This window comes from Sneathiella sp. (genome assembly GCF_041689005.1).
In the GTDB taxonomy this organism is placed as follows: Bacteria; Pseudomonadota; Alphaproteobacteria; order Sneathiellales; family Sneathiellaceae; genus Sneathiella.
Genome location: NZ_JBDNHC010000078.1, coordinates 1 through 11,855, shown reverse-complemented (window position 1 = coordinate 11,855; position 11,855 = coordinate 1). Strand labels below are relative to the sequence as shown.

Here is an 11,855-nt window from a genome sequence, read left to right as displayed (position 1 = left end):
TGAATACTCAGACAATCGAATGGACGAGATGGTCGAAAAAAGTCTTGCCGTCGGTGCCAGTCAACATCTCGCTGATCATGCGCTCCGGATGCGGCATCAGGCCGAGGACATTTCCCGCCTTGTTATAGATCCCGGCAATATTATTCATGGACCCGTTGGGATTGGCCTCCGCCGTCACCTCGCCGGAGGCGGTAGCATATTTAAAGGCAACCTGGCCTTCGCCTTCCAGTTCCTTGAGGGTTTCTGCGTCGGCGTAGAAATTCCCGTCATGATGGGCGACGGCAAAGCGGACTACCTGACTCTGCTCATAGCCGCCGACAAAGCGTTCATTTTCGGCCGTGACCAGCAGATCGACATCATGGCAGACAAATTTCTGGTTGGCATTGCGCAATAGGGCGCCCGGGAGGATCCCGGCCTCCATAGCGATTTGGAACCCGTTGCAGATGGCAACCACGGGCGTTCCGGCCTCGGCCTTGCGTACCACTTCGCGCATGATCGGTGAGTTTGCCGCCATCGCCCCGCAGCGAAGATAGTCGCCATAGGAAAAGCCGCCGGGAATGGCGATCAGGTCGGTATCCGGCAACTCGCTATCACCGTGCCAGACCATGTCCGGGTCACGGCCCATGGACTGGGCAAGAGCGACTTTCAGGTCGCGGTCACAGTTCGATCCTGGAAATACGATAACAGCAGCCTTCATGATGCTCTCCTTCGGACTCAATCAAGCAGTTCGATGGTATAGTTCTCGATAACCGTATTGGCGAGAAGCTGCTGGCACATCCGCTCGACTTCCTCCTCGGCCTTATCCTTCGCCATATCGGCTAAGTCCAGCTCAATGGTTTTCCCCTGGCGAACCTCGCCCACGGCGGTGAACCCGAGCCCATGAAGAGAATTGGAAATGGCTTTTCCCTGCGGATCAAGAACCCCGTTTTTCAGGGAAATATAGACACGTGCTTTCATCTCGTCCTCATCTGGATAGAAAAAGGCGCATTTACTGCGCCTCTACTGAATTGACGTCGTGCCCTGCAGGTCACCGGGACCGCCTTCGGGCAGAATTCCGAGCCGCCGAGCGACTTCCTGATAGGCATCCTCGACACCGCCAAGATCCCGGCGGAAGCGATCCTTGTCCAGCTTCTTGCTGGTCACGGCATCCCACAGGCGGCAGTTGTCGGGGCTGATTTCATCTGCGAGAATGATCTGCATCTCGTCGCCATCGAATAACCGGCCGAATTCAAGCTTGAAGTCGATCAACCGGATGCCGATAGCTGCGAACAAGCCGAGCAGGAAATCATTCACGCGGAGCGACTGGCTCATGATGTCATCAAGTTCCAGCGGGTTGGCCCAGCCAAACGCGGTGATATGCTCCTCTGACACGATCGGATCGTTCAGTTCGTCGGATTTGAAGCAATATTCAATGATCGTCCGGGGCAGGGGCGTGCCTTCAGCAATCCCGAGCCGCTTGCAAATGGAGCCGGCGGCGACATTCCGGACGATGACCTCGATCGGGATAATCTCGACTTCCTTGATCAACTGCTCGCGCATATTGAGACGGCGGATAAAATGGTTATGGATACCGATTTCCGAGAGCTTGATCATCAAATGCTCGGAAATGCGGTTATTCAACACGCCCTTTCCGGTTACAGTTGATTTTTTCTCGCCGTTGAAAGCGGTGGCGTCATCCTTGAAATACTGAACGAGGGTGCCCGGTTCCGGCCCTTCAAAAAGAACTTTTGCCTTGCCTTCGTAGACGCGTCTACGTCGGGTCATGGATGATAACTCCAGCTAGTCGAAAAGGCGATAAACCGCCAAGGGTGAATATTATAAACAGGGGTTGCGTATAAGGGACACAGCCCTGTCTGTGATGTCGCCATCGGCGTCCGGCCGAGGCAAGCCGGAACATAATGCAGAAATCCGGCAAACACAACATTTCCTGTCACGCAAACGTCGTATAATTTATACAAAATTACTTGCAGGACTAGGCGACACTCTCCATCTCAGGTATAAGATGAGATAACAAGTTGAATTAATTACTTTACTTTGTATCAACGAGACCGGGAACCTAGAAAAATGGCATCATTCGACGATCGTAAAAAGGGTCAAGAGAGCAAATTCGTTCATGATCAGGGCCAAGAATTTAAAATCGCGGTTCGGCGGAATAAACTGCTTGGGATCTGGGCGGCGGAATTGCTGGGAAAATCGGGCCCCGACGCCGAGGCCTATGCGAAGGAAGTCATCGTGGCGGATATGGAGGAAAAAGGCGATGAAGATGTTTTTCGGAAAATCCGAAAAGACCTTGATGCCGGGAATGTTGAAATGTCCGACCACCGGATTCGCCGCGAAATGGAAGAACTGTTGGGCAAGGCCCGCGAACAGATCACGAGCGGGCAATAATCGTCAGATATTCCCGGACTGACTGATACAACTGGGAGGTCTGTGATGTGTGGTTTTGTCTGTCTTTGGAATGTCGGGGACGAAACCTTGGCGAGCCGGATGATCTCGAAGATCGCCCATCGCGGACCCGATGCGGTGAATGTCACCCGCCTTTCTGGCGCCCCGGTCATTATGGCCCATTGCCGCCTTTCCATCATCGGAACCGAGGACGGGGACCAGCCCATTCACCAGATCGATGACCTGCTGGTCGTCAATGGCGAGATCTATAACCACGCCGAACTTCGCGCCATTCTCGGCCCGAGCATCTTCAAGTCCGCCTCAGACAGTGAAACGATCCTGCATCTGTTCCGAACCGGACAAAGCCGCTGGATCAGCAAGCTTGACGGTATGTTCGTCTTTGTGCTGGCGACCCGCGACCGTATTATTGCTGCGCGCGACCCGCTCGGCATCAAGCCGCTTTATATCGCCCAGATCGGTGACGGACATGCCTTTGCCTCCGAACTGAAAGCCTTTGACGGGATCGAGGTTGACAAAATCGACGCCATTCCGCCGGGAATGCTGTATGACAGCGTCGACGGCTGGCGGCAATGGTATCGCACGCCCCATGGCGCCGGAGCAGCAGAGCCGACATTGAATATCGATCACACCGCCCGCGAACTGCGTCTCGTTCTTGAAGAGGCTGTCGCCAAATGGATGGTCGCCGATGTCGAGGTTGGATGTTTTCTCTCCGGCGGGCTCGACAGTTCCATCATCTCGGCCATCGCCCAGAAAATCTGTCTTGAGACCGGAAAGCCGCCGCTTAAAACCTTCTCCGTCGGCGTGGCCGGCTCTCCCGACCTTTTGGCGGCGCGCAAAGTCGCAGATCATATCGGCTCTGACCATCATGAATATGCCTTCACCGCCGACGATCTCGCGGCCAATCTCGCCCATGTCATCTATCACCTTGAAAGCGCCGATGTTGACCTCGTCCGGAGCGCCATTCCGACGTTATTCGCGGCCCGCCTTGCGCGCGCGCATGTCAAGGCGGTGCTGACCGGGGAGGGGGCGGACGAGCTGTTCGCTGGCTATACTTATCATCACGACTATGTTGATGACCCACGTGCTCTCGCCGATGAACTGACCCGTTCCCTCGGCACCATGCATAATATCAACCTGCAGCGGGTGGACCGGGTGACAATGGCGGAAAGCCTTGAGGCGCGGACGCCTTTTCTCGACCGCGACCTGATCAATTATGCGCAGTCAGTGCCAGCAGCGCTGAAACTGCGTCGCACGGACCCTGCCATCATTGAGGCGACGGGAAGCACCACGGAAAAATGGATCCTGCGCAAGGCCTGCGCCGACCTGCTCCCCGCCGAACTGGTCTGGCGCAAGAAAGCCCAGTTCGATGAAGGCTCCGGCACCGTCGATGCCCTTGGCGGGGCGCTGCAAAAGCTGACCGGCAAGTCCGGTTACATAGACCGGGCCGCGGAAGGGGCGCTCTATGAAAAAATCCTGCGCGAACAGTTCATCAACCCGGACCGCATACTGGAAATGGCTGGAAAATGGGACTCCACCGACCGTGTGCAGGCGGCAATGGCCTGAGGCGACCCGTGGTGTAACCTCCTAGTCACCAAACACCCGGCGGAAGATCGTATCAACATGTTTTGTATGATACTCAAGATCAAATACACTCTCTATCTGTTTGTCTGACAAAGCCTTTGTTACTTCATCATCTGCCTTAAGAAGCGCCATGAAGTCGGCACCCTCGCGCCAGACCCGCATGGCGTTACGCTGGACAAGACGATAGGAATCCTCCCGGCTGACACCCGCCTGCGTCAGCGCGAGCAGCACCCGCTGTGAATGGATCAGGCCACCCAGCTTGTTCATGTTGGCCATCATATTATCGGGATAGACTACCAGCTTGTCGATGACCGTGGTCAGGCGGGCGAGGGCAAAATCGAGGGTGATGGTCGCATCCGGGCCAATGCCGCGTTCAACGGAGGAATGGGAGATATCGCGTTCATGCCAGAGCGCGACATTTTCCATCGCTGGGATCGTCGCCATGCGCACCAGCCGGGCGAGACCAGTCAGATTTTCCGTCAGCACCGGATTACGCTTATGCGGCATGGCGGAGGAGCCTTTCTGGCCAGGCGCGAAATACTCCTCGACTTCGAGCACCTCGGTGCGCTGTAAATGCCGGATTTCAGTCGCCAGTCGCTCAATCGAGCTGGCAATCACGCCAAGGGTCGCAAAGAACATCGCGTGACGGTCGCGCGGGATGACCTGCGTTGAGACAGGCTCCGGCGTGAGGCCAAGGGCTTTCGCCACATGCTCTTCGACGTAAGGGTCGATATTGGCAAAGGTGCCGACGGCGCCGGAAATGGCGCAGGTGGCAATGTCTTTGCGGGCATTGACCAGCCGTTCGCGATTGCGGGCGAATTCCGCGTAGGCCTGAGCCATTTTAAGACCGAAAGTCACCGGCTCCGCATGGATGCCGTGGGACCGGCCGACGCAGACATCATCCTTATGGGCCAACGCCTTAGCCTTCAGGGCAGTAAGCAGGGCATCCATATCGTCCAGCAGAATGTCGCTGGCCTTGGTCAGTTGCACCGAAAAGCAGGTATCCAATACGTCAGAGGAGGTCATCCCCTGATGAACGAAGCGCGCCTCATCGCCGACATATTCCGCAAGATTGGTCAGAAAGGCGATCACGTCATGCTTGGTTTCGCGCTCAATCTCATCAATCCGGTCGATATCGAACTGGCCGCGTTCCCAGACTGCCTTGGCTGCAGCTTCAGGGATGACACCCAGCTTGGCCTGCGCATCGCAGGCATGGGCTTCGATTTCAAACCAGATACGGAATTTGCTTTCTGGTTCCCAAAGGGCGGTCATTCCCGGGCGAGCATAACGGGGGATCATGTTGGATCTTGCTTTCTGGATTGGGGAAGGCGGAAAGCACCTTTCCGGTTATCAAGGGTCATGAAGTCGGCTGACTAGCATAGATTAAGGGAAAGCTCAAATAATTCTGAACAGGCCCGGACGGCCGTTACAGCAACCCAAGCGACTTGAAACTGGTACTCTCGGTGCCGCCGACAATCAGGTGGTCATGGATCGTTATATTCAGCGCCGCGGCGGCGCTCGCGATTTCGGCGGTCATGTCGATATCGGCCTTGGACGGGGTGGTATCGCCGGAAGGGTGGTTATGCACCAGAATGAGTGCCGTCGCCCCCAGTTCCAACGCCCGTTTCACCACCTCGCGGGGGTAAACCGCCGTATGGTTGACAGTTCCGGACTGCTGGACCTCATCGGAAATCAGGTGGTTCTTGTGATTGAGAAACAGGATACGGAAATGCTCGATCGATCGCTCACCCATGGTGCCCTGACAATATTCAAGCAGAGCCTGCCAGGACCCGAGAACGTTGCGTTTCTCGATTTCGCTGCGCAGTAATTTCTCGCCCAGAGTTTCGGCAACCTTCAGGGTTGCGATTACGGCGTCGCCAACATTATCAATCTTTTTAAGGGCTTCGGGCTCGGCCTTCAGAACCCGTGACAGGCTACCGAATGTCTTGAGCAACAATTTCGCCAGCGGTTTTGTATCCCGACGTGGTGAGGCCGCGAACAGCAGCATTTCGAGAATCTCGTAATCTGCAAGGCTCCGGGCCCGGCGATCAGGACCCGTTCGCGCATCCGCTCCCGGTGGCCGAGCTTGTCCGCGCCCGACGGGACATCCTGCGGCCTTTCCTCAAATCCGGGCATGAAGCTTGGCGCGTCCAACTCGCGGAACGCCAAACTGGTCTTTCCCTTTTGCCGGTCAGACGGCATAGGGCGGAAAATCGAAGCCGCGGGGGGATTTGGTGAAAATTTCGTAGCCGGTGTCAGTGACGCCGAGGGAATGCTCGAACTGGGCGGTGAGGGAGCGGTCCTTGGTCACCGCCGTCCAGCCATCCTCCAGCACCTTGACCTGCCAAGTGCCGAGATTAATCATCGGCTCAATGGTGAAGATCATGCCGGCGCGAAGCTCAATGCCTTCCCCGGGCGTGCCGTAATGCACGATATTCGGAACATCGTGAAAAACCTGGCCGACCCCATGGCCGCAGAAATCCCGGACCACTGAGCAGCGCTTGCCTTCAGCGTAATTCTGGATGGCATAACCGATATCGCCGGTGGTTGCGCCCGGCTTGACCACATCGATCCCGCGCATCATGGCTTCATAGGTGATGTCGATCAGGCGGGCGGCCTTGACACTCGGCTTGCCGGCGATGAACATGCGGCTGGTGTCGCCGTGCCAGCCATCCACAATCGGCGTGACATCGATATTGACAATATCGCCCTTTTGCAGCTTTTTCGGCCCCGGAATGCCGTGACAAACCACATGATTGATCGAGGTGCAAATCGATTTCGGGAATCCCCGGTAATTGAGCGGCGCAGAGATGCCGCCGCGCTCGGCCACGAAATCATGGCAGAGCGTATTCAATTCATCCGTCGTGACGCCCGGCACCACATGTTCGGCAATCATGTCAAGGGTTTCGGCGGCGAGACGGCCTGCGGTGCGCATGCCCTCAAACCCTTCCGGACCATGAAGTTTTATGACCCCCGTGTTGCGATCGGCGGCGTTAATGGTGTTTTCGTATTTCATAATGGCTCTTCAGTTTTGTAAATTATACCCCATTTTATGGCGAAAACAAGTTAAGGAATAACTGTTCGGGGCATTCCAATGTTAATTTCACTGGTCGTTATGTGGCAGTCGTAGCATAAAATTTCAACTTCAGCATCGATGGCGGCGCGGAACGCGTCTGCATAGGCCGGATCGATATCCGCGGCAACCGAAAAACTGTCACAATCGCCCCGCTGGATGAGGAAAAACATGACGGCACGGTGTCCACCCCGCACCATATTCGCCAGTTCTTCCAGATGCTTGGTCCCCCGCAGAGTGACCGAATCAGGAAATTCGGCCAACGTTCCACCACGTTTCAAAGTCACATTTTTAACCTCGACATAGCAATCGGGGCGACCGTCTTCCCCAAGTAAAATATCGATGCGCGAATTGGCGCCGTATTTCACCTCGCGACGAAGGGTGTCATACCCATCAAGCTCGGGAATTTTACCGGTTTCAATGGCCTCGGTGACAATAGCATTGGGGAGCGCGGTATTGATGCCGACGAGATCACCACAAACATCCACCAGTTCCCAGCTATATTGCAGCTTGCGCTTGGGGTTATTGGCCGGAGAGAGCCAGACCGTCATTCCCGGATCCTTCAGCCCCAGCATCGAGCCCGGATTGGCGACATGCGCCGTCACGGTCTCGCCGGTTGCCAGTTCAATATCACACAGGAACCGTTTGTAGCGGCGTATCAGCCGACCCTTGATCAGGGGAAAGGGGAATTGCATATTGAACCCGTTGAAAAAAATCGACCCATCGCCGAAAATGTCTTAATACTAGCTGTAATCTGTTTATCGTGAAGACAACGGCAGAGGCAACCATTAGTCCAGAAAAACGGAAATTCCTGATGTCTGATACCCAAAATCCGCACCCCAAGATCGTTACCGCCGCCATTCTTGTTATCGGCGACGAGATTTTATCAGGCCGCACCCAGGATAAAAATATGGCCCATCTGGCGGAACGATTGACGGAAATTGGCGTGCAGCTTCGCGAGGCGCGGATCATTCCGGATATCGAGGCGGAAATCGTCGCCGCCGTTAACCAGCTCCGGTCAAAGTTTGATTATGTCTTCACGACCGGCGGCATCGGCCCGACCCATGATGATATCACCGCCGATTCAATCGCCGCGGCCTTCGGCGTCCACATCGATTATCACCCCGAGGCAATGAAGCTGCTGACCCGTCATTACCAGACCAGCGGGATCGAGTTTAATACCGCCCGCAAGCGCATGGCGCGCATCCCGGACGGTGCGAGCCTCATTAACAACCCGGTCAGCAAGGCGCCCGGTTTCCAGATCGAGAATGTTTTCGTCATGGCCGGGGTGCCGGTCATCATGCAGGCCATGTTCGAGGAGATCATCCCGCGACTGATTGGCGGCGCGAAGATGCTGAGCCGGACGATTGGCGCGGGCCTGCCAGAGGGACGCGTCGCCGAAAAACTCGGAATCCTGCAGAAAATCTATCCGACCGTCGCCATGGGCTCCTATCCCTATTTCAGGCAAGGAGAAGTCGGGACCAACCTCGTCCTGCGCTCTGTTGAGGCCGACCAACTCAACGCCGCCTTTGATCACCTGATGACGGAATTAACAAAGATGGGTGCCTCCGCTGTCGAGACCAGCTGAGATCGATGAAGCTATACCGTAGCCTGTCGCCACTCCCGGCCCATGCCGTCTTGTGCCGCGCAAAAAAGACAGGCAAGTGGCATTATCTCCTTGTTTCAAAACTGATGTTTGAGTAGGTTGCCCGAGGCCGCCCGCATGGTGAAATTGGTAAACACAGTAGACTTAAAATCTGCCGCTCGTAAGGGCTTCCCGGTTCAATTCCGGGTGCGGGCACCAATTTTTTATGTAATATACTGATTTTATTATGTTTTTACGTTCAACTTGTTTGAACATCTTTATAATCGCCTGCGCGAATGTAGGCTAGCTCGCGCAACAAGGTTGTGGTCGGGCGTAGCCCAAAGAAAATCGATCCAATCAGGAACAGCCACGTAGCGATATATGTCGTACTCCCATGGAAAAAGAGGAGGCTTCCCACAATGAAAAAAAGTGCGGCCGAGAAGTCAACGACTGTGTAGGCAAGCGTGTAGAACGCATAGATTTTTTTGTGCCTGTCGCTTTTTGTATGATTGTCTGCATTAAAAAGCTTCATGATTGATCTCCCTGTGCCAATCTAGGTAAAAGGGTCCTTGTACCCGCCACGGTCGTCATCCAGAGGGCAAGAAGTGTTACGCCCTTTAATCTCATAATGATGACCCGTACTGTTTGGCTCATTTACAGAAACCTTTTGACCTGTTCTCAACCATAAGCCTTGCCTATTGATATAATTTGATTCAACATTTTACAGATCATCAGTTCGACCTTGCAGCCTCTCTTGAATCATACGAAGCAGATGACATATTATCCTTCATAGTGATTTTAGCGTATTCTACGTTACTTATATAAAACAAATATTTAGTTCAGCTACGAGTAGCCATGTATATTACAATCGGTGCCGAATACAGGCCCTCTTTTTCGAATTGCCGGCTTACGGTCAGTTGGGCCGGTAATCTTGGGGTTATTTGCCCGAAAGTCACCTGCCAGCACCGCGCCTAATGCGCACTTAAATATCAGCCTTTCATAGCCTGATGATATGCCAAAATCATAATAAATGTTGCTTTTTGCTATTTTTTGTCAATGTTTAGATAGGACTAGTCTTTAAGGATTGGGAATTGTTGTTTTATCGAATGGTCGGGGCGAGCCTCGGTCTTGTCCTTATCTGTCTCACCATCCCGCCCGGAATTGCGGCGGATCAGGTCACGCGTGCCCGTTCCCTGATTAATGCCGTCGCCGACCATGCCGATAGCATTTTGTCCGAAGAGACCACGCCGCTGGAAGTACGGGAAAGAAAACTATATTCCCTGATCGCCAACAATTTCCACTTTGGCTATATCACTGAGTTCGTCGTTGGCCCGACGTGGGGCACAGTGCCGGATAAGCAGCGGACTGAATTTACCGGCCTGTTTAAGGATTTTTTCATCCGCTCCTACGGCGCCGAATTCGGCGGCTATCCCGGCGACACCTTTATCATCGTCTCCGTCTCGGAAAAAGGCGGTCTGGATAGCTTCGTCCACAGTCGGCTGCTCCGGCGCGGCCGCCCAGCGGACTCCATTCTTTGGCGTGTCCGCGAGTTCGAGCACAGGCCATTTATCATTGACCTGATCATCAACGGGACGAGTGTCGCCCTGACGCATCATCAGGATTTCCGCGAGATATTACAGAATGAGGGCATTGACCGGCTCATCACCCTGTTCAAGATCCGGCAGGAGCGCTTGTCGGCCGAGGCAGGCGGAACCGGAGACGGGGCAAGCCGTTACCGGCAGGGCGAATTCACCGAAGCTTTCGCGATATGGGAGAGATTGGCGCAGGACGGAAATGTCCAGGCGGCGTTCAATCTTTCCGTGATGTATACAGATGGACGTGGTGTGACGCCGGACGCAACGCGGGCAAAATACTGGAACGACCGCGCGCTCAATTCCGGCTATCCGCCGGCCCTGCATAATCAGGCGCTACGTCTGCTGGAGAATGGAGACGGGGCAAAGGCGCGCCAGCTTCTGCAACAAGTGGGCGCAAAAAACTTCCCCGCGTCCTGGCACACACTCGGAAAAATATATGAATATGGGATCGGTGTGCCCGAAGATCCCGGGAAGGCCTTTCATTGCATCGAGATGGCCGCAACTGCAGGCTTCGCCCGCGCACAGTACAGTCTTGGCAAATATTACCGGGACGGTTACGGCGTGAAGCGGGATGAAATGGCAGCGACAAAATGGTTTAAATCCTCTGCCATGCTCGGCTATGGCGAGGCGCAGGATAAAATGGCCATTCGCTATGCCACAGGGCAGGGGGTTCCGAAAGATAATATTGAGGGGCTGAAATGGGCGATCCTCGCCAAGCGCGAAGGCGTCGAGGCCTCTTCCGAAAAAGAACTGTTTCTGCGCAGCCAGATGTCTGTTGCGGATGCCGAGAAAGCGGAAAATCTCGCCCGGGATTTCGAACTACAGTAGGTCAGCGGCAATTTATTATATCGGGCGAGATAATGCTGACTTTACGTCAGCCGTCAGCGCGCCTCCTCACCAAAGCATGCAGATTTCCGAGAAAATATAGAAAATAATCCAGTACTCTGGATGCAAATGGTGAGCCCGACAGGATTCGAACCTGTGACCCGCTGATTAAAAGTCAGCTGCTCTACCAACTGAGCTACCGGCCCCACGAGCCGCGTGATTAGGCAAGCCCGCCCGTAGGGTCAAGGGCAAAAACGTGCGGCTCTGGCAAAACCGGGCCGCTGGGCGTATACGCCGGGGAATGAAGGATAACGCAGATGCATCCGGCCTGCCGTTCATGAAAATGCATGGCGCGGGCAACGACTTTGTGGTGATCGACCGGCGTGGGCGCGGGGCGATGATCACGGCCTGGCTCGCGCGGGCGCTGGGCGACCGGAACCGTGGCGTCGGCTTTGACCAGTTGGCCGAGATTACGGATAGCTTGGATACCGACTTTGGTCTGGTGTTCTGGAACAGCGACGGCAGTCAGGCCGAAGCCTGCGGCAATGCCACCCGTTGCGTGGCTGACCATATGATGCGTGACTTGGGGCTGGATCAGGTCAGCCTGACCACCGCCCGGGGCATTCTTTTGGCCAGACGGCTGGATGATGGCAAAGTCTGGGTCAACATGGGCCCGCCGCAACTGGACTGGCGCGAGGTTCCCTTGGCGCGGGAAGTGGAAACCCTGCACTTGCCCTTGACGGGCGATCCAGTGGCCGTTGGCATGGGCAATCCGCATTGCGTCCGCTTT

The 11,855-nt window shown here is 55.1% G+C and carries 13 protein-coding genes and 2 tRNA genes; 6 read left to right on the top strand and 9 right to left on the bottom strand.

Going from position 1 to position 11,855, the window contains the following annotated elements; all coding sequences use genetic code 11:
* Positions 1 to 7: 7 nt before the first annotated feature.
* From purQ to purC, 3 genes are read right to left on the bottom strand one after another with little or no spacing between them, the layout of a single operon-like run.
* Positions 8 to 697 (bottom strand): phosphoribosylformylglycinamidine synthase subunit PurQ, encoded by a 690-nt coding sequence (gene purQ, locus ACESNI_RS09760; RefSeq protein WP_373086401.1) that lies wholly within the window; start codon positions 695 to 697, stop codon positions 8 to 10.
* Between the two features lie 17 nt (positions 698 to 714).
* Positions 715 to 957 (bottom strand): phosphoribosylformylglycinamidine synthase subunit PurS, encoded by a 243-nt coding sequence (purS, locus tag ACESNI_RS09755; protein ID WP_373086399.1) that lies wholly within the window; start codon positions 955 to 957, stop codon positions 715 to 717.
* A 42-nt stretch (positions 958 to 999) separates the two neighbouring features.
* Positions 1,000 to 1,764, bottom strand: a complete 765-nt coding sequence (gene purC / locus ACESNI_RS09750) for a phosphoribosylaminoimidazolesuccinocarboxamide synthase (RefSeq protein ID WP_373086398.1) — start codon at positions 1,762 to 1,764, stop codon at positions 1,000 to 1,002.
* Positions 1,765 to 2,064: 300 nt separating this feature from the next.
* Between purC and ACESNI_RS09745 the strand changes: the two genes are divergently transcribed.
* Together ACESNI_RS09745 and asnB are read left to right on the top strand one after the other, a co-directional pair.
* Entirely contained in the window at positions 2,065 to 2,388 is a 324-nt protein-coding gene (locus ACESNI_RS09745) for a DUF1476 domain-containing protein (RefSeq protein ID WP_373086397.1), read from the top strand.
* A 45-nt stretch (positions 2,389 to 2,433) separates the two neighbouring features.
* Positions 2,434 to 3,969: an asparagine synthase (glutamine-hydrolyzing) gene (gene asnB, locus ACESNI_RS09740; RefSeq protein ID WP_373086396.1), complete on the top strand. Its 1,536-nt coding sequence runs from the start codon at positions 2,434 to 2,436 to the stop codon at positions 3,967 to 3,969.
* A gap of 21 nt (positions 3,970 to 3,990) precedes the next feature.
* Here asnB and purB read toward each other — a convergent pair whose 3' ends face one another.
* From purB to sfsA, 4 genes are all read right to left on the bottom strand, one after another.
* Positions 3,991 to 5,286: an adenylosuccinate lyase gene (gene purB, locus ACESNI_RS09735; protein ID WP_373086395.1), complete on the bottom strand. Its 1,296-nt coding sequence runs from the start codon at positions 5,284 to 5,286 to the stop codon at positions 3,991 to 3,993.
* Positions 5,287 to 5,413: 127 nt separating this feature from the next.
* The gene (gene radC / locus ACESNI_RS09730; RefSeq protein ID WP_373086394.1) at positions 5,414 to 5,995 is read right to left on the bottom strand and encodes a DNA repair protein RadC; all 582 of its coding nucleotides are present in this window, start codon (positions 5,993 to 5,995) and stop codon (positions 5,414 to 5,416) included.
* A gap of 183 nt (positions 5,996 to 6,178) precedes the next feature.
* A complete protein-coding gene (gene map / locus ACESNI_RS09725; RefSeq protein WP_373086393.1) occupies positions 6,179 to 7,003 on the bottom strand; it encodes a type I methionyl aminopeptidase in 825 nt (274 codons plus the stop codon).
* A gap of 50 nt (positions 7,004 to 7,053) precedes the next feature.
* Positions 7,054 to 7,755, bottom strand: coding sequence for a DNA/RNA nuclease SfsA (gene sfsA, locus ACESNI_RS09720; protein ID WP_373086391.1), 702 nt, complete (start codon positions 7,753 to 7,755; stop codon positions 7,054 to 7,056).
* A 119-nt stretch (positions 7,756 to 7,874) separates the two neighbouring features.
* Here sfsA and ACESNI_RS09715 point away from each other — a divergent pair, with 119 nt between their 5' ends.
* On the top strand, positions 7,875 to 8,648 hold the full coding sequence (locus tag ACESNI_RS09715) for a competence/damage-inducible protein A (protein WP_373086390.1): 774 nt from the start codon (positions 7,875 to 7,877) through the stop codon (positions 8,646 to 8,648).
* 129 nt (positions 8,649 to 8,777) lie between these two features.
* Positions 8,778 to 8,864, top strand: a tRNA-Leu gene (locus ACESNI_RS09710).
* Between the two features lie 40 nt (positions 8,865 to 8,904).
* Here the strand turns inward: ACESNI_RS09710 and ACESNI_RS09705 are convergent.
* Entirely contained in the window at positions 8,905 to 9,177 is a 273-nt protein-coding gene (locus ACESNI_RS09705) for a YrhK family protein (RefSeq protein ID WP_373086388.1), read from the bottom strand.
* A gap of 559 nt (positions 9,178 to 9,736) precedes the next feature.
* On the opposite strand from ACESNI_RS09705, the gene ACESNI_RS09700 reads away from it, so the two are divergent.
* On the top strand, positions 9,737 to 11,068 hold the full coding sequence (locus tag ACESNI_RS09700) for an ABC transporter substrate-binding protein (protein WP_373086386.1): 1,332 nt from the start codon (positions 9,737 to 9,739) through the stop codon (positions 11,066 to 11,068).
* A 127-nt stretch (positions 11,069 to 11,195) separates the two neighbouring features.
* On the opposite strand, the gene ACESNI_RS09695 is transcribed toward ACESNI_RS09700, so the two are convergent.
* Positions 11,196 to 11,271, bottom strand: a tRNA-Lys gene (locus ACESNI_RS09695).
* A gap of 95 nt (positions 11,272 to 11,366) precedes the next feature.
* Here ACESNI_RS09695 and dapF point away from each other — a divergent pair.
* Positions 11,367 to 11,855, top strand: a 489-nt coding sequence (gene dapF, locus ACESNI_RS09690; RefSeq protein ID WP_373086384.1) for a diaminopimelate epimerase, incomplete at its 3' end; no start/stop codon positions are given.